Genomic DNA, 17,695 nt, shown 5'->3' with positions numbered 1-17,695 from the left:
CCGCGACCTCGCGCCGGCGCCGGCCGCGCCCTTCTCACTCGCCGGCCGCACCGGCCCGGCGCGCGCGGAGGCCGTGCTCGAGCTCGTCCGCGAGCAGGTCGCGGTGGTCCTCGGCCACACCGCTGCGGACGCGGTCGACCCGGCCGCGTCCTTCAAGGACATGGGTTTCGACTCGCTGACCGGGGTGGAGCTGCGCAACCGGCTCGGTGCGGCCACCGGCCGGCAACTGGTCGCCACCCTCGTCTTCGACTACCCGACCCCCGACGAGCTCGCCGCGCACCTGAGCGACCTGTTGGGGGAGCAGGACGCCGGCGGCATCCTGGCCGAGCTGGACCGGTTGGAGCAGACGCTCACCGGGTCCACAGTGGACGGTGCGGCGCACCATGAGGTCGCCGCCCGGCTGGAGACGTTGCGCACGAGGTGGAGCGCGCTCGATACCGCATCCGACCCGGCTGAGGTCGATCTGGATACGGTCACCGACGATGAGATGTTCGAGCTGCTCGACCAGGAGCTCGGCCACTAATACAGGGAAGCACGGCGAGCGGAGATGGCGATGGGTCACGAGTATCCGGTGTCCAAACCCCACCTCGGGGGACGGGAGCTGCAGTACCTCACCGAGGCGATCGAGACGGGCTGGATCTCGTCCCAGGGACCGCTCGTCCGCCGGTTCGAGGCGGAGTTCGCCGCCTACAACGAGGTCGCGCACGGCGTGGCGTGCTCGTCGGGCACCGGCGCGCTGACGCTCGCGCTTCGCGCGCTCGGTGTCGGACCCGGCGACGAGGTCCTGGTTCCCGAGTTCACGATGATCGCGTCCGCGTGGGCGGTCACCTACACCGGCGCGACCCCGGTCTTCGTGGACTGTGCCGACGACCTGAACATCGACGTCACCCGCATCGAGGAGCGCATCACACCGCGCACCAAGGCGATCATGCCGGTCCACGTGTACGGCAGGCGCTGCGACATGGCCGCGGTCATGCGACTCGCGTACGAGTACAACCTGCGGGTCGTCGAGGACTCCGCCGAGGCGCACAGCGTCCGCCCGATCGGCGACGTCGCCTGCTTCTCCCTGTTCGGCAACAAGATCATCACCGCCGGCGAGGGTGGCATCTGCGTCACCGACGACGCCCGCCTCGCCGCGCAGATGGCGCACCTGCGGGCGATGGCGTTCTCCGAGAAGCACGACTTCATCCACCGCAAGCTCGCCTACAACTTCCGGATGACCAACATGCAGGCCGGGGTGGCGCTGGCGCAGCTGGAACGGATCGACGAGATCCTGGCCGCCCGCAAGCGCATCGAGACCCACTACGACGAGGGACTCGAGGGTGTCGCCGGCGTCACCAGGATGCCGCCGCGCGACGTGCTGTGGATGTACGACCTGCTCGCCGACGACCGCGACGCGCTGATGGACCATCTGTCGCGCGACGGCATCGAGACCCGGCACTTCTTCCAGCCGATGAGCCGGCAGCCGATGTACTACGACCCCGACTGGTCGTCCCTGAACGCCGCCCGGTTCGCCGCGCGCGGGCTGTACCTGCCGACCTACGTCGGTCTCACCGAGTCCGACCAGGACCGGATCATGGACTCCGTGCGGTCCTTCTACCTGGACGCTGACCGGAAACGCTGACCGGACAAGCGAAAGCGCGGGCCGGACGGATCCCGGCCCGCGCTTCGCCCGTGCTCAGGCGGCCGGCGTCGCGGCGCACACCCGGCGCACCGTGGCGACCACCGCGAAGGGTGAGGGCAGCAGCTGGTGCGGGCGCGGCTCGGCGATCCACCGCCAGCACAGGTCGGCCTCGCCCGCCGGGATCACCGTGAAGGAGCCCGCGCCCGCGTACCGCACGTCCTGCTCCGCCAGGCTCGCCATGACGTTCGCGTCCGACGGCGCCACGGGCTGGGTCAGGAACGTCCAGCGGCCGCCGTCGGTGTGCCCGATGACCGGCCCGGCCAGCATGGCGATGCCGAGCTGGGCGTGCACCAGGGCGCCCAGCACCGCCGGCATCGTGACGGCGTCGAGCACCTTCCCCAGCCCGATCGCGAGCCGACGCTCGGCGACCTGCACGGTCACCGGCCAGCCGAACCGCTCCTCGTAGTGGGCGCGCACGGTCATCAGGTCTCGTAGCCATCCGGGCGCCGGCTGGGATCGCGTTGCCTGCACCGGAATCGACTGCTCCGCAAGCTGAGGCGCGTTCATGACCCTGTCCTCGTCAGTAGCCGAATGTCGATCTGTGACCGACGCTACGACGCTCCGACTGGTGGGATGACTGGTCTGTCCGCGAGTACTACGTGGACGGTCAGGCCGCCTCGAACCGCGGCTGACGCAGGTTCTTGCGCATCACGCGGAGCGCGTTGTGCACCCGGCTCTTCACCGTGCCGACGGGCACGCCGAGCACCGACGCCGCGGACGTCGCGGTGCGGTCGGCGAGGTAGACCTCGACGAGTGCCCGGCGGTACACGGTCGACAGCTTCTCCAGCGCCACGTTCACGACCACCCGCGCCTCGACCGCGTCGCTCGGCGCGGGCACCACGGGGGCGTTCGGCACGTCCTGCTCCGGCAGCTCGACCTCGGTCGGCCGGGCGCAGCGGCTGCGGTGCTGGTCGATCGCGACGTTGTGCGCGACGCGCAGCAGCCAGCCTCGCACCGAGCCCCGGTCCTCGGTCAGCCGGCCGACGTGGCGCCAGGCGCGAATCCAGGTCTCCTGCACGACGTCCTCGGCGCTGTGGTGGTCGCCGGTGAGCCTGGTGGCGTAGGCGAGCAGCGCGGCCTCGTGAGCTTGGACGACGTCCTCGATGGCGGTCATGTCCCGTCCTCCCCGATGTCTGGGATCGTGTGTGTCCTGGTTGGGATCCCCTGTGGTTCGTATGAAAGCCTGCCCGTTCGAGGGGGCCGCGTCGGTGGGTCTGTCCCTCCTTCCGCAGGTGCAGACCCGCCGGTTGTCAGGTGCAGACCCGTGGTGGGCGGTAGGGATATCCCGACTCGGGCAGGTCAGGGCGCGTTTGGCGCCCTCCGAGCGGCCGCCGACGGCGCCGAACCTCGCACGGCTCGCCACCCGTGTCCGTTACAGGGACCCGAGATCCGGTGCGGACGAGGCGAGGAGCGAGCCATGGGTGCGAGGCGACAACACGTCATCGGCGAGCACGTCCGGCGTTCGCTGGGGGAGCTGTGGCACCGCCACGAGCAGCCGGGCGGCCGGCTCGCGGTCACGCCGACTCCGGACGGCGCGGTCATCCATCCGGCCGGGATGCCGGTGCCGGTCGTGACGCCGCTGCCGAGTACCGCGGCCACCCGTGGCCGCACGCTGCACATCGCGCCCGGGGTGGATCTGACCGAGGTGGGGGCGTTCGTCGACACGCTGCCGGACGGCCTGCGGCCAGCGAACTACACCGTCGCGCCGGGCGTCACGTTCGACGAGCGTGCCGGTGTCTCGGCGTGAGCGGCTACTTCAGGTTGCCGCACCGGTTGGCCGGCGGACCCGGGTTCACGTCGGGCTCCCACCGGATGTCGGAGAAGGTGACGTCGAGGGCGCCGGTGGTGTAGACCAGGAACGGCGTGTTGACGGTGGCCGGCTTCAGCCCCTTGTCGGTGAAGCAGGACAAGGGGATCGTCACCGTGGTGCGCTTGCCGCGCGGCAGGCCGCGGAACAGCTTGGTCGCCTCCACCTCGGCCGCGCACGGGTAGACGCAGTGCACCGCGACGGTGACGAGGCTCTTCGGCGGAGCATGCACCACGGCGTCGAAGACGAGGCCGCCGTTCTCGACGTAGGCCGCCATGTCCGCGGTGTCGGTCGGGTTCTGCATGTAGACCTGTCCGGGGGCGCCGCCCGCCCAGGTCACCCGCAGGTTGCCCTTGTCGTCGGGCAGCGCGGTGATCGCGGTCTGCTTGGCGACGCCGCCGGAGATGTCGACGCCCGCCCAGTTCTCCGCCGAGGCGATGAAGCTCGTGTACGGCGGGACGGGGCCCTCCTCGCCGTAGACCTGCATCGACTTCGGTGGCCCGCTGGCCGTCGTCGACTCCGTGGTGCCGCTGTCGCCCGCTGTCTGCTGCGGCTCGCCGGTGAACAGCGTTACGTACGCCACGACGACGGCGATGACCGCGACCACCGCCGCGAGGACCGGCACGCGCCGGTTCCTGCGCACCGCCGGCGCGCTCCCGGTACCGGCGTCGCTCGGCGGGGCCGCGGGCGGCGGCTGAGCGGACTGGGTGTCGGGCGCCGCCGCTCGTTTCGACGCGGTCCGGACCCGGTCCGCCGTGACGGCGCCGCCGAGCGCCACGGTGAACTTCGGGTGCAGCGTCAGCCGCACCGGCCGGCCGAACTCCTCGGACACCAGCTGGTCCACCAGCGGGATCCGCGACGACCCACCGGCCAGCAGCATCGCGGACACGTCGTCGGGACGCAGCCCGGCCGACGCGATGGTTCTGCGTAAGGCCTCCGTCGTCTGCCGGACCGATGGCCGCAGCATGTCGTTGAGCTGCAGACGCGTGATCATCACCTGGCGCGGACCGGACGGCAGCGGGATGGTCAGCTGGACGTCCGGCTCGATCGAGAGCTCCTCCTTGGCGCGCACGCACAGCGCCCGGATGTAGGCGAGGGCGGCCGTGTCGCGCGGATCGGCCTGGTTCAACGCGCTCACCGCGCCGCCGAGCCGCTCGTCAACATGCGCCAGCAGCGTCTCGTCGAAGTCCATGCCGCCCATGTGCTCGATGCCCTCGGGGGTGCCGAGGATCTCCATCCCGTCGGCACGGATCCGCAGGATCGTGGTGTCGAACGTGCCGCCGCCGAGGTCGTAGACCGCGACGATCTCACCCTCGCCCAGCCGTCGTTCCATCGAGTAGTGCGTGGCCACCGCCTCGGGCTCGGTGAGCACGTGGCTGGTCGGCACGCCGGCGAGGCGCGGCACCTCCTCGAAGTGCTCCCGCCGGTACGGACCCCAGATGGCCGGGCAGGTCAGCACGATGACCTCTGGCGGCCCGGACTCCATCTGCGTCACGCACTCGAGCACGTCCCGCAGCTGCGCCGCCATCAGGGCGTCCGGCGAGTAGGCGGTGCCGCCGAGCACCAACGGCGTCGGATCGCCGATACGCCGCTTGAACCCCCGGGCCACCCGGCCGAGCTCGCCACCACGGGCCGCCGCCTGCTCGGCTGCCAGCCCGGTCAGCACTGTGCCGTCGTGGTCCGCGTACACCACCGACGGCACCACGACCTGCCTGGACAACGGCACCATGCGCGCACCCTCGGGCCCGAGTACGGCGGCGGAGGTGAACGACGTCCCGAGGTCGATACCGACTCCGTACCGCATTCGCCACTCCCCGCTTCCAATCGGAAACCGCGCGTCAATCCTAATCGGCTCTCGTGATCAGAGTGGTGGGGATTTCCCTACCAAGACATGGGGCGAGCACCCCTTGTAACCGCCTGGTAAGACCAGGAGGCTGAAGCGATGGACGGTGGTGGACGCGGTATGCCCAGGCACGCCATCCTGCTGCCCAGGCGGCTGCGCGCACCCGGCCGCGACGCCGTCAGACTCCGGCATGACCTGGAGAAAGACCTGCATGACGGTGCCGCCGCGGGCATGTCCGCCCTCGCGCTGGAGCTGGGTCTGATCTCGATGGAGGCCGCCGATCCGGGCATCGGCGAGCGCATCGACGCGGCCCAGGGCCTGCTGCGCAGCGTGCTCGACGACCTGCGCGGGATCGGCACGGCGCTGTACCCGCCGGTGCTGGTCAGCGGCGGGCTCGGCCCCGCGTTGTGCGCCCTCGCCGAGTACCGCGGCCTGCGGCTGCGGCTCGACCTGCCCCGACACGAGTTCGACACCGAGACGCGGTCCCGGATCGGTCTGCTCGTCGCCGACCACCTGTACACCCTCGGCGCGGGCAGCTCGGTCCGCGTCCGGGTTCGCGGGCGGCGGTTCGTGCGCGTGCACATCAGCGACGACCAGCCAGGACGGGTCCGGCCGCGCCGCCACCGGGCGGTGTTGCGATGCGGGTAGCGATAGCCGAGGACGGCGCCCTGTTCCGCGAGGGCCTGGTGCTGCTCCTGGAGGCCGCGGGCCACGAGGTCGTCGGCTGCGTCGCCGACGGCGACGCGCTGCTCGCGATCGCCGCCACCGAGGCGCTGGACGTCGCCGTCCTCGACATCCGCATGCCACCCGAGCCCGACGGCGGGCTGGTCACCGCCGAACGCATCCGGGCGTTGAGCCCCGACACCGGTCTGCTGCTGCTCTCCCACTACGCCGAGACCCACTACCTGATGCGGGTGCTGGAGATCGGCGCCGAGCGCATCGGCTACCGGCTCAAGGAGCAGATCGCCGGCGTCCAGGTGCTCGCCGACACCCTGAACCGCATCGCCGCCGGCGAGATCGTGATCGAGCCGGTGCTCGCCAAGCGGCTCGTGCAGGCACCGGCGGGCGACGGCGACAACCGGGTCTCGTCGCTGACCGAGCGGGAGCTCGACGTGCTGCGCCTGATGGCCGAGGGCCGCGCGAACAACGGGATCGCGAAGGAGCTGTTCCTGTCCACGAAGGCGGTGGAGAAGCACATCGCGGCGATCTTCGGCAAGCTCGACCTGCCCGGCAACCAGACCCTGCACCACCGCCGCGTGCTCGCGGTGCTGGCCTACCTGCGGACCCGAAGGGTCGACGGGTAGCTCCCCATGAACAGAGGCGTCCGGCCGCACCGCCTGGCCACCACCGTGGCATCGGAACACCTTGTCAACGCGCTCGTGCGCAACCTGTCCGAGACGGTCGACGGCCAGGTCACCTACGGCATCGTGGTGACCACGGAGCGGGCGCCGCGGACGCGGTTCGTCGCGCTCGCGTCGTGGCCGGAGGAGCCGGCCGACTTCGGCGCACCCGAGATCGTCCGGCAGCCCGTGGTGGGTGGCGGCGTCGTGTGCGTCACCGCGCCGTGGCGGCTGAGCGACGGCGAGGGCGCGATGCTGCGGGAGACAGCGGTCTGGCTCGGCGTGGCCACGCGGCTCGCCCGGCTGCGTGCCGACCACGAGCGCGCGCACGTCCGCGCGGAGCGGCTGCGCTCGGAGGTCTCCGCCGCACGGGAACGGCTCGCCGAGGTCCGCGACCTGGAGCGGCGCCGGCTCGTCGGCGCGATCACCACCACGACCCTGCGCGACCTCGCCGACGTGCGCGAACGGCTGCGGGCGCTCGACGAACCGGGCGCCGCCACCACGCTCGAGGACCTCGCCGGCGTGCGCACCACGCTCGACGACCTGCTCGACAACTTCCGTACCGTGGTGCGCGGCGTCTACCCGGCGATGTTGCCCGACCGGGGCCCGCGGGTGGCGCTCGAGGAGCTGGCGGCCATGCTGCCGCGCCCGGTCCGCTTCCGCGGCGACCTGGGCCCGCGCGTCGGCTGGCAGGTGGAGTCGGGGCTCTACCACGCGGTGGCGGCCGTGCTGAACGCGCTGGCCGGCACGGAGGCGGGCGATCCGGTCGTGGTCGAGTTCGGCCGCGACGAGGCACTCCGGGTGCGGGTCACCACGCCGGCCGACGACGAGGCGGTGGCCCAGCTGCGCGCCACGCTCGGACACGACGCCGAGCGGCTCGCCGCGCTCGGTGGCGCGATGGAGTGCACCGGCACCGGGGACACGGCGGTCGTGAGCGTGCGGGTCGCCGACCGGGTCGAGTCGGCCGACTCCACCGGCCCGGTTCCCGCCCTCGAGCGCAGCGTCCTCTACCGGCAGGTGCGTGACCTGATCCGGCAGGGCCAGCGGACCGCCGCGGACGGGGACCGTGCTCGGTGGGACGCGGTCGCGGAGCGGATGGCGGCCCGGCCGCGGCTCGCCGTCGTCGGCGGACCACCGGGGGAGCTGGGCCAGGCCGAGGCCGCGGTCACCGTGGTGGTCGTCGGCGCGGCGGCCGACGAGTCGCTCGCGGAGGAGTTCCTCGCCGACGACGGCCCGCGGGGCGCCGTCGACGGAGTGCTGTGCCTGACGCCGCCGGGTGCGCATTTCCGAGCGGCACTTCGGCGCGGACGCCAGCGGGTGGAGCTGACGGAGTCGGCGAGCGTCGCGGTGTTCGCCCGCAAGCTCGCCGCGTGGCGGCCGGTGATCGCCGCCCGCCGGGCGATCATGTCGATGACCGACCTGGTCCGGGCGGACCACCCGCTGCGCGGCCCGGTCGAGCGGCTTCGCGCCGAGGCGCACGAGATCAAGGAGCTGGATCTCGTCGACGAGCTCGAACGAGGGGAGTCCCGGCTGCTGCGCGGTGCCGGCGGTGGCGTGGTGGACGCGGTGCGGCTCCTCGGTGGGTACGGCTCCGACCCGCGCGCGCGACTGGCGCTGGTCCCGAACGCCGACGAACGTCTGGTGCACGCGGCGGCCGCGCGGGCCGTTCAGCGGTGGCGTGGCCTCGCCGAGCATCCGGCGACCGGTGGCCGCGACCGCGCCGCGTGCGAGGTGCTCGTGCGTTCGGCGGAGGGGATCCTCAAAGGGGAACGAACCCGCTGATCTCGGTGCCGCGGCCCGGCCCGGAGTGGACCTCCACCGTGCCGCCGACGTCGGCGGCACGCGTGGACAGGTTGCGCAGCCCCGACCTGGCCGTGGTGACGTCGAACCCGGGCCCGGTGTCGAGCACGGCGAACTCGAGGCCGCGGTAGCTGTCCCGGACCCGGACGGTGATCCGCGCGCCGCGGGCGTGCTTGTGGGCGTTGTTCACCGCCTCCAGGCAGGTGAAGTACACCGCCGACTCGACGACGGCGGGGTAGCGGCGCCGCAGCTCCCCGATGTCGAGTACGACGTCGTCGTGGCTCGACAGCTCCGCGGTGAGCGCCGCGGCGAGTCCGTTGTTGACCAGGTCGACCGGCAACACCCCGGCGGCCGTGTCGACCAGTACGCGCTCGGCGGTGTCCAGCCGCTCCAACAGGTCGGTGACCTGCTCGCGCGTCCCGCCGTTCGCGAGGGAGTGCTCGACGAGGGCGAGCGACGTGCGCAGCGCGACCAGGTGGTGTTGGGCGCCATCGTGCAGGTCGCGTTCGAGGCCGCGGCGCTCCTGCTCCATCTCCGCCGCGGCGCGCCACCGGTCGTCGCCCAGCTCGCGTGCGGCCGCGTCGCCCTCGCGGCGCAGCCGGTCGGTCTCGGCCTCCAGCCGGATGACCGCGAGCGGCGCGCCGAGCACCGCGGCGACGCCGGGGAGCGGCCCGGCCGACTCGGGTGTGACGGCGAGGACGCCCTGCTGCTCGCCGTCGTAGGTGATCGCGTGGTCGAGCCATGGCCCGGACCCGTCTCCCCACTGGTACCGCTCGCCGGCGACGGTCAGCGCGCACCCACTCGCGCCCGCCGCCGTGCCGATCACGTGGGCCAGCGCGCGCGGGTGCGGTTCGCGTTCCCGCACCAGATACGTCGCGACGGCCTCGACGACCTGCTGCTCCTCCACAGGCCGACGGTAACCCGCCCGTCCGCGCGAACGCGACCCGGCGTTAGCAGGGCGTCACTGGGGATTTTCCGGGTCCTGCTCAGCCGCGCGCCCAGACCGGCAGGGCGTTCTCGCCGTTGACGGCCTTCTTGACGAAGACCATGTTGTGGAAGAACGAGATCCCCGCGACCGAGCGCTCCAGATCGGTCGGAACCTCCGAGTCGCGATACTCCCGGTGGTTCAGGGCATCGGTGAGGCGAGTGAGGAACGCGAGGCTGGTGCCCGGCGCCGCGGAGCCCGCCGGCGCTCCGCCGTACGCGGGCCAGTAGGCGGTCTGTGTGTCCTCCACGACGTAGTAGCCCTCGTCCACCAGATGCGGGAACAGCGCCTCGAACGAGGTGACCACGTGCTCGTTGACGTGCGACCCGTCGTCGATGATCACGTCGAAGGGACCGAGCTGCGCACCCAGCCGGGCCAGGAGCTCCGGATCCCCCTGGTCGCCCGCCGCGGTGCGGATCCGGGTCGACTCGACGCCCTCCTTGGGGTGGAGGTCCAGCCCGTGGATGAGCCCGCGCCGGAAGTACTGCTCCCACATGCGCAGCGACTCACCGCCCGAGCGGGGGTCGTCGTAACCGCCGATCCCGATCTCCAGCACCCGGACCGGCTGGTCCCGCAGCGGGCGCAGGTGGGCGTCGTAGTGCTGGGTGTACCAGTGGTGGTGGCCGTACTTGTCGGACCCGAACCGCACCGCGAGCTCGTCGAGGTCGCCGCCGCCGCGGGTGGTCGCCGCGCGGACGAGATGGCTCGCCCGGCTGACCTTCGCGACGGACTCCTCGTCGGTCCACGTCGGCTCGTAGTCCCAGCCCATCCGGTCCGGGCGGTCCGCGGCCGGGTACAGCCGACGCACGAGGTCGTCGAGGGCGAACCGAACTGTGACGTCCGGGGAGACGTCCGGGGACTCGCTCCCGGCCGGGCGGGCGACGACCCGGCCGGCGTCGAACTCGAGAACGTGCCGGAAGACCTTGGTGTCACAGGAGATCTCGACCAGCAGCGTCACCCGGCCGAACGCGGCATGGTGGTCGACCCGGGCGCGCAGCTCCGCCACCAGCACGGCCACCACGGCGTCCGCGCCGTACGTATCGACGATCTTGCCCAGCGTCGTGCGGGGGCCGCCGTCGACGTGCACGAGCTCCTCGACCAGGCCCCACGGGTTGAACTCGATCATGTCTCGTACTGCCTCTCGTGTCCGGCCCTCACGCCGCCGCCGCGGTCTCGGCGTACCAGCGCTCCACGACGTCGGCCGCCGCGGTCAGCCCGTCCTCGTCCGCCAACCGCGCGCCGATCTCGACCGCCCGGTCCCGGATCCGCCCATCGCCGACGGCGGTGGACACGGCGTCGACGAGGGTGCCGCGGTCGAGCCCGGTCAGCGGGACCGGCGGCGCGCCGACGCCCAGCGCGTGCATGCGGTCCGCCCAGAACGCGTTGTCGAACACGGCCGGGACGCAAACCTGGGGGACGCCGGCGCGCAGCGCCGCGCCGGCCGTGCCACAGCCGCCGTGGTGCACGACGGCCGCGCAGCGCGGCATCAGCCAGTCGTAGTCGACCTCCGTCGCCCGGTGCACGTCGGCGGGGTGGTCCCGCTCCGGCCCGCCGACGACCACCAGCGGCCGGCCGGTCTCCCGGGCGGCCGTGACGGCATGGTCGAGCACCGCGTCCGCGTCGTGGAACGGCCAGGTGCTGCCGAGGGTGAGCAGCAGCGGTGGCGAGCGCGAGCCGGTGAAGGCGGCCAGCCGCGGGTCCGGTGTCCATTCGGGACGGTCACGGAACCAGTAGCCGGTGACGTGTGCCCGGCCGGGCCAGTCGGCGGGCCGAGGCACGACGGTGGAGCTGAAGGGGTACAGGATCGGCCGGTCGCGGCCCAGCTCGGCGAACCGGGACCGGCCCCCGATGGACTTGCGGCCGGTCGTCCTGAGGTACCGGTTCGCCATCCAGGACGAAGACATCCACTGGACGGCGTCGTAGAACCGGTGGGTCAGCTTGTTGTAGCGGCCGCCGAAGCGTGGCTTCGTCTGGTAGGCGGGGAACTCCCGGGTGGTGTTGACGGGCATCCACGAGACCGCGCACCACGGCTTGTCGCCGATGTAGCCCGCGAGGTGTGTGCCGGGAGCGGTCACGACCAGCTCGGCGTCCTCGGTGGCGGCGGCCATGCCGTTGAACAGCGTCCGGATCTGGTCGTCCGTCGGCCGGGGCACGGCCTTGAGCGTGCGGATGAACCCGCCGCCCTCGCGAACCACGGCGTTCAGCCTCGGCTGGGCGAACAGGTCGTGGCGGATGCTCGGTGGCGGCAGCAGCTCCCGGAAACCCAGCCCGGCCCCGGTGACGAGCTCCGCGAAGGCCGGCGTGGCCCCGATGGCCACCGCGTGGCCGCGACCCCGCAGCTCCGCGCCCAGCGCCACCAGCGGTTGCACGTCGCCGCGGGTACCGAAGGTCAGCATGGTGATGTTCATCCGCACCTTCCTCGGGCGTGGTGGTACCGCCGCCGACGCTAGAAGTGCGGAGCTGGGGAAATACCTAGGAAGTGTTGGCCACCGACATGTCCACCGACAACGGCTCCAACTCGTTCAGCCGCTCCGGGGGCATGTCCTTGACCTCGTCGAAGACCGCCTTCTGCTGGTCGGAGATGCGCTTGTCCACCAGTTGACCGAGCTCGTAGGCGATCCGTCCGGTCTGCCGCACGGTGGCCTCGTCGACCTGTGGGCTCGGGACGGACGTGACGATGATGCCCTCGGCCGGTCCGTCCGCCGTCCGCGAGACGCCGACCGAGAACTCCTCGCGCGGGTTGGCCGCCTTGGCGACCAGGAAGTTGCGCAGCTTGCCGAGCATCTCGTGCCACTGCACGAGCTCGCCCTGCAGTCCGGTCTCCGCCAGGTCGTCGACGGTGAGGTGCACGGCGTCGTCGGGGCGGAAGGCCCGGGCGTAGGCGTTGAGCGCGGCTGCCCACAGCGCCTCGACCAGCACCGGGTCCTGCTCGTCGCCACGGGCCAGCTCACGCAGGAGCCGCTCGCCGCAGCCGAGCACGAACTGGAGGTCGTCGAAGACCGCGGCCAGACCGGCCAGCCGCCGAGCCGCCGGGGATGTCAACACGCGCGCGGCAGGTGCGGTCGGCTCAACCATTGGCCCAGACAACCACACGAACGACTCTCGTCGCGTCTCACTTTGCGACACCGGCGAGGGCTTCGAGCGCGAGGGCCCGCACATGTGGGTCTCCTGCGGACTCGGCCGCCGCGAGGATCGCGAGCAGTCGTAGACCCCTCGCGCCGGGCGAGGTTCACCAAGGCCGGGTCGTCCCCGGCGAGGAGCAGGGCGGCGGCCGCGTTGTCGTCGAGCACCTTCGAGGTTGACTAGTCCGTCTCCCGAGGGTCGTACCGCTCGACCCACTGGGCGCGCCACTCGGGCGGCTCCCAGGGATCGCCGAAGTAGATCCGCTCGCGGACCACCTTGCCGTCGCGGAACTCCATGATGCCGACCGCCAGCACCGGTTGGTCGTCGTAGTGGATCGTGTACTCGGTGACCCACAGGTCGTGGCAGCCGGTGATGCGGTGGACCTCAAAGGTCTGGCGAGCCGGATACGTGGACCGGAACGCGATGACGTTCGCCTTGCCGCGCACGCGCTCGCCGCCCTGCGGCCACTCCACGACGGCGTCGTCGGCGTAGATCTCCGACGCGCGGGCGATGTCGTCGTCCGGTCCGCCGCCGGCCGAGCCGATGGTCGAGGCGGCGAAGTGCGCCTGGATCATGTCCCGCGCCGTGTCCTCGTTCATCGAGGTCTCCCTCCGGATGCCGCCCCCGCCTTGCGGAACACGTCGAACAGCAGCCGGCCCAGGATGGCTCGTTGCTCGGTGGGGAGGGCGGCCAGCAGTCGCTCGTCGGCGGCGGTGATCAGCTGCCGGCCTTCGTCCAGGAGCGTGTCGCCGTGGTCGGTCAGAACCAGCTCCGCGGAGAACCCGCGGCCGGGTGCGGTGCGCCGCTCGACCGCGCCGAGGTCTTCCAGATGCCGCAGGGTCGCCTGCATGCTCTGCACGGTGATCCCCGCCCGGCGGGCCAGCTCGCTGTAGGACAACCCCGGCTCGCGCGCCAGGTGGCCGAGGGCCGAGAAGTGCCGCAGCGAGATCCGGTGCGGGGCCAGCTCGTGCTCGACCTCCTCCCGGAGCCGCCGGCCCAGGGACATGATCAGGAACGCGGGACTGACCGGCGGCGGCTCGGGTGTCGCGTCCTCGTCCACCGTCGTAGTCTCGCACTCTTCCCGAAGTTTCAGTCTGGCTGTAACCTACCCGCATGCTGAGTGCCGTCGCCGATGTCGTGGCTCCCGTGCTGGTCGGTCTCGCGTACGTCGCGGTGGTCTCGCTCGCCGCCGAGCCGGCCCGGCAAAGGATCAACGCCGTGATGGTCGCCGGCGCGGGTGCGGCCTATCTCTCGTCGGGCGCCCTGGGCATGGCCGAGCTGGCGTTCACGGCCGCGGTCACGTTCTGCGCCTACCGCGGGCTGACGAACTACGCGTGGCTGGGCGTCGGCTGGCTGCTGCACACCGGTTGGGACATCGTGCATCACGTGAAGGGGGCCCCGATCATCCCGGAGCTGGCACACTCGTCGTTCGGCTGCGCGATCTGCGACCCGGTCATCGCGCTGTGGATGTTCCTCGGCGCGCCGTCCGTGTGGACCTCGCTCAGCACCCGGCGCTCCGCGACCACCTGAGGACAGATGGGGAAGATGCACGCCGACGAGGCGACCACCGACGCGGAGCTTGTTCGACGGCTGCTGCGCGGTCAGTTCCCGCGATGGGCGGACCTGCCGATCGAGCGCCTCGCCTCCGGCGGGACCGTCAACGCGGTCTACCGCCTCGGTGACCGGCTGTCCGTCCGGCTCCCGCTCACCGCCGACGGCGTCGACGACCTGGACTGGGAGGAGCGCTGGCTCCCGCGGCTCACCCCCGCGCTGCCGGTCGCGATCCCGACCGTGGTCGCCGGCGGGGCTCCCGCCGAGGGATACCCGCACCCGTGGGCGGTGCACGAGTGGATCGACGGGACGACACCGGTCGAGGGGCGCCTGCGCGATCCGGAGGCCATGTCCCGCGACCTGGCCGCCTTCGTCACCGCCATGCGCGAGGTGAACTTGGCCGACGGTCCCGCCGCCTATCGCGGTGGGTCGCTCGCCGCCGTGGACCGGGAGACCCGGGCCGCGATCGAGGAGCTGCGCCACACGGACGAGCCGTTCGACCCCGACTCGGCCCTCGCCGCGTGGCAGGACGCGCTCGACGCCCCGGAGTGGACCGGCGCGCCCTGCTGGGTCCACTCCGACCTGATGCCCAGCAACCTGCTCGTCACCGCGGACCGGCTGACCGCGGTCATCGACTTCGCCACCGCCGGCGTGGGCGACCCGGCCTGCGACCTCATCCCCGCGTGGAACCTGCTGCCCGCACCGGCCAGGGAGTCGTTCCGCGACGCCGTGGGCATCGACGACGCCACCTGGCGACGCGGGCGCGGGTGGGCGCTGTCGATGGCGGTGATCCAGCTGCCGTACTACCGCCACACCAACCCGGTCATCTCGGCCAACGCGCGCTTCGCCATCAACGAGGTCAGGACGGCAGTCGGTAGTCGAGATCGGTCTCGATGGTCGCCACGTCCATCTGCGCCTTCTGCAACGAACCGGAGAAGTCCCAGTTCATCGACTGCCACCGGGTGAACTGGTCGAGCACCCAGACGCCGGACTGGCGGCTGCCGTTGCCGGACTTTCCGTTGCCGCCGAAGGGAAGGTGTGCCTCGGCACCGGACGTCGAGTTGTTCACGCTCACCATGCCGGCCGAAACTCCTTGCCGGAAGTGGAAAGCGGTCGCCGGGTCGTTCGTGTACACCGCTGACGAGAGCCCGTAGCCCGGCGCGTTCGCGAGCTCGATCGCCTCGTCGAGCGACTGGTACGTGGTGACGCCGACGATGGGCCCGAACGTCTCCTCGGTGAAGACCTTGTCGCCCGGGCGCACACCGTCGAGCAGCACCGGGTGGTAGTACAGCCCGGTCGACGGGTCGCCGACGAAACCCTCGCGCGGCGCGTCCGCGGTGATCCGGCCGACCGCGCTCGACCCGTGCACCGTGTGGTGGTCGCCGATCCAGCCGAGCACGTTCTCGAAGCCGCGGGCGAACTTCTCGTCCAGCAGCGGGCCGAACACGACCGCACCGGTGGGCTCGCCGACCGGCGCCGTGCGCACCGCGTCGGCCAACCGGCGGACGAACTCGTCGTGCACGTCGGCGTGCGCGAGCACCGTGCCCAGCGAGGTGCAGCGCTGCCCGGCGGTGCCATACCCCGAGAACAGCGCGGCCTCGACGGCCAGGTCCAGGTTCGCGTCCGGTGCGACCACCATCGGGTTCTTCCCGCCGAGCTCGAGGCACGGGGTCTGCAGGTGCCGCCCACACAGCTCGCCGATGCGCCGGCCGACCGCGGTGGAGCCGGTGAAGCCGACCTTGTCCACCAGCCCGTCGCCGAGCGCGGCGTCCAGGCCGGCGTAGGTGGTCTCGCCGTCGGCGTACACGAGGTTCAGCACACCGGCCGGCACACCCGCGTGCCAGGCGAGCTCGCAGAGGGCGCGCGCGGTGGCGGCGGCGTACTCGGCCGGCTTCCACACCACGGCGTTGCCGCACAGCAGCGCGGGGGCGAGGTACCAGGACGGCACCGCGACGGGGAAGTTGCCGGCCGTGATCACCATCGCCACGCCGACCGGCACGCGGTAGGTGAACAGCTGCTTGTCCGGCATCTCCGAGGGGACGGTGTGTCCGTAGAGCCGCCGGCCCTCGCCGAGGAAGAAGTCGCAGGTGTCGATGATCTCCTGCACCTCGCCCAGCGCCTCGGCGAACGGCTTGCCGATCTCGCGGGTCACCAACCGCGCGAGCGTGTCCTTGTTGGCCGCGACGAGCCGGCCGAAGGCGCCGACGACCTGCCCGCGCACCGGGGCCGGCACCTGCGCCCACTCCCGCTGCGCGCGTCGCGCCGCCGCACACGCCTCCCGCACCGTCACCGCGTCCGCCATGTCCACGCGCGCCACGACGTCGTCGAGGAGCGCGGGGTTGCGCGACTCGAAGACGGTGCCGCCGGCGGTGTCCTTGCCGTCGATCACGGAACTGAGCTCACCCATGCCGCCACGCTAGTGGCGGGAGAGTCCGGTGACGAGCGACAGCAGGCTCGCCGGGTCCTCCTGCTGTGCGCCGCGCACCAGCTGCCCGGCCGAGCCCGGCACGGCGGCGAGCGCGCGCATGCCCACGTCTCGCACGCGGCGCAGGGCCGGGCTGGTCAGCCTGGTCATTCGGGTGAGGCGGTCGGCCCGGTTCGCCACCATGGTGACCTTCGGTCGGCGGCGGTCGGTGTAGCGCCGCAGCGCGTCCGGCACGGAGCCCGCCTCGGCCAGCTCCGCGGTCAGCACGGCGGCGTCGACGAGCGCGCTGTTCGCGCCCTGGCCGAGGGTCGGCGCCATCGCGTGAGCCGCGTCGCCGAGCAGTACCGACCGGCCGTCGTGCCATCGTCCACAGTCGACTCGTTCGGCGCTGTTGACGAGCAGGTCGGCGAAGCCAGGCACCCGCCCCAGCAGCTCGCCCGCGACGGGCAGGACCCGCGCCCACGCGGTTCGGCACGCGGCGAGGTCACTCGCGGCGAGCGCGGCGGCGACCGGCGCCGACGAGGCGGATCCGTAGAAGTAGCAGGTGTTCGCGTCGACGGGCGCGCCGCCGAACAGGCCCAACGCGGTCCAGTACTCGCCCTCGACCTCCGGGCCGTCCCGGGAGACCAGGCCACGCAGGTAGCGGGCGGCGCTCGACCGGCCCGGCCGGGTCCGGACGTCGAACGCGCCGCCGGCGCGCACCGTCGAACCGATGCCGTCCGCGCCGACGACGAGATCCGCGTCGATGGTGCTGTGCCGGCCCTGCCACTCGAGATCCACGGAGCCGTCGGAGCAGGCGGCGTGCACGGTCGCGCCGAGGCGGCAGTCGACGGCGGGCGTGTCAGCCACCGCGGCCAGGAGCACCTCGTGCAGCAGCGCGCGCCGCACGGCCAGGACATGGTCGAGCCCGGCGCCGAAGTCGGGGACGGCGAGCCTGGCGATGGGGGAGCGGCCGGCACCGTGCACCGTGCTCGCGCGCACCCGGTGCCCGGTCTGCTCCAGCTCGTCGGCGAGCCCCAGCCCGGTCAGCACCGCGAGACCGTTGGGTTGCAGCAGGATGCCCGCGCCGACCCCGGCCGGAGCGGCGTCGCGTTCGAGCAGGGTCACCGACGCGCCCGCGCGCGCCAGCAGCAGCGC

General features: G+C 72.4%; 19 protein-coding genes. 8 read left to right on the top strand and 11 right to left on the bottom strand.

Annotated elements, in window-relative coordinates:
* Positions 1 to 523, top strand: a 523-nt coding sequence (locus ACRDSK_RS21385; protein WP_431442996.1) for an acyl carrier protein, incomplete at its 5' end; no start/stop codon positions are given.
* Positions 524 to 553: 30 nt separating this feature from the next.
* Positions 554 to 1,624 carry a DegT/DnrJ/EryC1/StrS family aminotransferase gene (locus tag ACRDSK_RS21380; protein WP_431442995.1) on the top strand — a complete coding sequence of 357 codons (1,071 nt, stop codon included), beginning with the start codon at positions 554 to 556 and terminating at the stop codon, positions 1,622 to 1,624.
* A 54-nt stretch (positions 1,625 to 1,678) separates the two neighbouring features.
* On the opposite strand, the gene ACRDSK_RS21375 is transcribed toward ACRDSK_RS21380, so the two are convergent.
* Together ACRDSK_RS21375 and ACRDSK_RS21370 are read right to left on the bottom strand one after the other, a co-directional pair.
* Positions 1,679 to 2,107 carry a hypothetical protein gene (locus tag ACRDSK_RS21375; protein WP_431442994.1) on the bottom strand — a complete coding sequence of 143 codons (429 nt, stop codon included), beginning with the start codon at positions 2,105 to 2,107 and terminating at the stop codon, positions 1,679 to 1,681.
* 184 nt (positions 2,108 to 2,291) lie between these two features.
* Positions 2,292 to 2,798, bottom strand: coding sequence for a sigma-70 family RNA polymerase sigma factor (locus ACRDSK_RS21370; protein WP_431442993.1), 507 nt, complete (start codon positions 2,796 to 2,798; stop codon positions 2,292 to 2,294).
* Between the two features lie 303 nt (positions 2,799 to 3,101).
* Between ACRDSK_RS21370 and ACRDSK_RS21365 the strand changes: the two genes are divergently transcribed.
* A complete protein-coding gene (locus ACRDSK_RS21365) occupies positions 3,102 to 3,431 on the top strand; it encodes a hypothetical protein (RefSeq protein ID WP_431442992.1) in 330 nt (109 codons plus the stop codon).
* A gap of 4 nt (positions 3,432 to 3,435) precedes the next feature.
* Here the strand turns inward: ACRDSK_RS21365 and ACRDSK_RS21360 are convergent, their stop codons facing one another.
* Positions 3,436 to 5,295: an Hsp70 family protein gene (locus ACRDSK_RS21360; RefSeq protein WP_431442991.1), complete on the bottom strand. Its 1,860-nt coding sequence runs from the start codon at positions 5,293 to 5,295 to the stop codon at positions 3,436 to 3,438.
* A gap of 159 nt (positions 5,296 to 5,454) precedes the next feature.
* Between ACRDSK_RS21360 and ACRDSK_RS21355 the strand changes: the two genes are divergently transcribed.
* Genes ACRDSK_RS21355 through ACRDSK_RS21345 form a run of 3 tightly spaced genes read left to right on the top strand, consistent with a single transcriptional unit; the run spans position 5,455 to position 8,456 of the window.
* On the top strand, positions 5,455 to 5,982 hold the full coding sequence (locus ACRDSK_RS21355; protein WP_431442990.1) for a histidine kinase: 528 nt from the start codon (positions 5,455 to 5,457) through the stop codon (positions 5,980 to 5,982).
* The gene (locus ACRDSK_RS21350) at positions 5,973 to 6,638 is read left to right on the top strand and encodes a response regulator transcription factor (RefSeq protein ID WP_431442989.1); all 666 of its coding nucleotides are present in this window, start codon (positions 5,973 to 5,975) and stop codon (positions 6,636 to 6,638) included. Before ACRDSK_RS21355 ends, ACRDSK_RS21350 begins: the two co-directional genes overlap by 10 nt.
* Before the next feature lie 6 nt (positions 6,639 to 6,644).
* The gene (locus tag ACRDSK_RS21345; RefSeq protein WP_431442988.1) at positions 6,645 to 8,456 is read left to right on the top strand and encodes a hypothetical protein; all 1,812 of its coding nucleotides are present in this window, start codon (positions 6,645 to 6,647) and stop codon (positions 8,454 to 8,456) included.
* On the opposite strand, the gene ACRDSK_RS21340 is transcribed toward ACRDSK_RS21345, so the two are convergent.
* The 6 genes from ACRDSK_RS21340 to ACRDSK_RS21315 form a co-directional block, all read right to left on the bottom strand.
* A complete protein-coding gene (locus ACRDSK_RS21340) occupies positions 8,434 to 9,381 on the bottom strand; it encodes a sensor histidine kinase (RefSeq protein WP_431442987.1) in 948 nt (315 codons plus the stop codon). The genes ACRDSK_RS21345 and ACRDSK_RS21340 overlap by 23 nt on opposite strands.
* Positions 9,382 to 9,460: 79 nt before the next feature.
* Positions 9,461 to 10,585, bottom strand: a complete 1,125-nt coding sequence (locus ACRDSK_RS21335) for a class I SAM-dependent methyltransferase (protein WP_431442986.1) — start codon at positions 10,583 to 10,585, stop codon at positions 9,461 to 9,463.
* Between the two features lie 28 nt (positions 10,586 to 10,613).
* Positions 10,614 to 11,867: a glycosyltransferase gene (locus ACRDSK_RS21330; RefSeq protein ID WP_431442985.1), complete on the bottom strand. Its 1,254-nt coding sequence runs from the start codon at positions 11,865 to 11,867 to the stop codon at positions 10,614 to 10,616.
* Positions 11,868 to 11,931: 64 nt separating this feature from the next.
* A complete protein-coding gene (locus ACRDSK_RS21325; protein WP_431442984.1) occupies positions 11,932 to 12,504 on the bottom strand; it encodes a hypothetical protein in 573 nt (190 codons plus the stop codon).
* Between the two features lie 257 nt (positions 12,505 to 12,761).
* Positions 12,762 to 13,181 carry a nuclear transport factor 2 family protein gene (locus ACRDSK_RS21320; RefSeq protein ID WP_431442983.1) on the bottom strand — a complete coding sequence of 140 codons (420 nt, stop codon included), beginning with the start codon at positions 13,179 to 13,181 and terminating at the stop codon, positions 12,762 to 12,764.
* On the bottom strand, positions 13,178 to 13,642 hold the full coding sequence (locus tag ACRDSK_RS21315; protein ID WP_431442982.1) for a MarR family winged helix-turn-helix transcriptional regulator: 465 nt from the start codon (positions 13,640 to 13,642) through the stop codon (positions 13,178 to 13,180). Before ACRDSK_RS21315 ends, ACRDSK_RS21320 begins: the two co-directional genes overlap by 4 nt.
* A gap of 53 nt (positions 13,643 to 13,695) precedes the next feature.
* Between ACRDSK_RS21315 and ACRDSK_RS21310 the strand changes: the two genes are divergently transcribed.
* Positions 13,696 to 14,112 carry a DUF6010 family protein gene (locus ACRDSK_RS21310; protein ID WP_431442981.1) on the top strand — a complete coding sequence of 139 codons (417 nt, stop codon included), beginning with the start codon at positions 13,696 to 13,698 and terminating at the stop codon, positions 14,110 to 14,112.
* 6 nt (positions 14,113 to 14,118) lie between these two features.
* Positions 14,119 to 15,099 carry an aminoglycoside phosphotransferase family protein gene (locus ACRDSK_RS21305; protein WP_431442980.1) on the top strand — a complete coding sequence of 327 codons (981 nt, stop codon included), beginning with the start codon at positions 14,119 to 14,121 and terminating at the stop codon, positions 15,097 to 15,099.
* Here the strand turns inward: ACRDSK_RS21305 and ACRDSK_RS21300 are convergent.
* Positions 14,993 to 16,540: an aldehyde dehydrogenase family protein gene (locus ACRDSK_RS21300; RefSeq protein WP_431442979.1), complete on the bottom strand. Its 1,548-nt coding sequence runs from the start codon at positions 16,538 to 16,540 to the stop codon at positions 14,993 to 14,995. The genes ACRDSK_RS21305 and ACRDSK_RS21300 overlap by 107 nt on opposite strands.
* A 9-nt stretch (positions 16,541 to 16,549) precedes the next feature.
* On the bottom strand, positions 16,550 to 17,695 hold a 1,146-nt coding region (locus ACRDSK_RS21295), incomplete at its 5' end, for an FAD-dependent oxidoreductase (protein WP_431442978.1).

Source organism: Actinophytocola sp., from assembly GCF_050699915.1.
In the GTDB taxonomy this organism is placed as follows: Bacteria; Actinomycetota; Actinomycetes; order Mycobacteriales; family Pseudonocardiaceae; genus Actinophytocola.
Note: the sequence above shows the minus strand (reverse complement) of the source record. Positions and strands in the feature narration are given on the sequence as shown.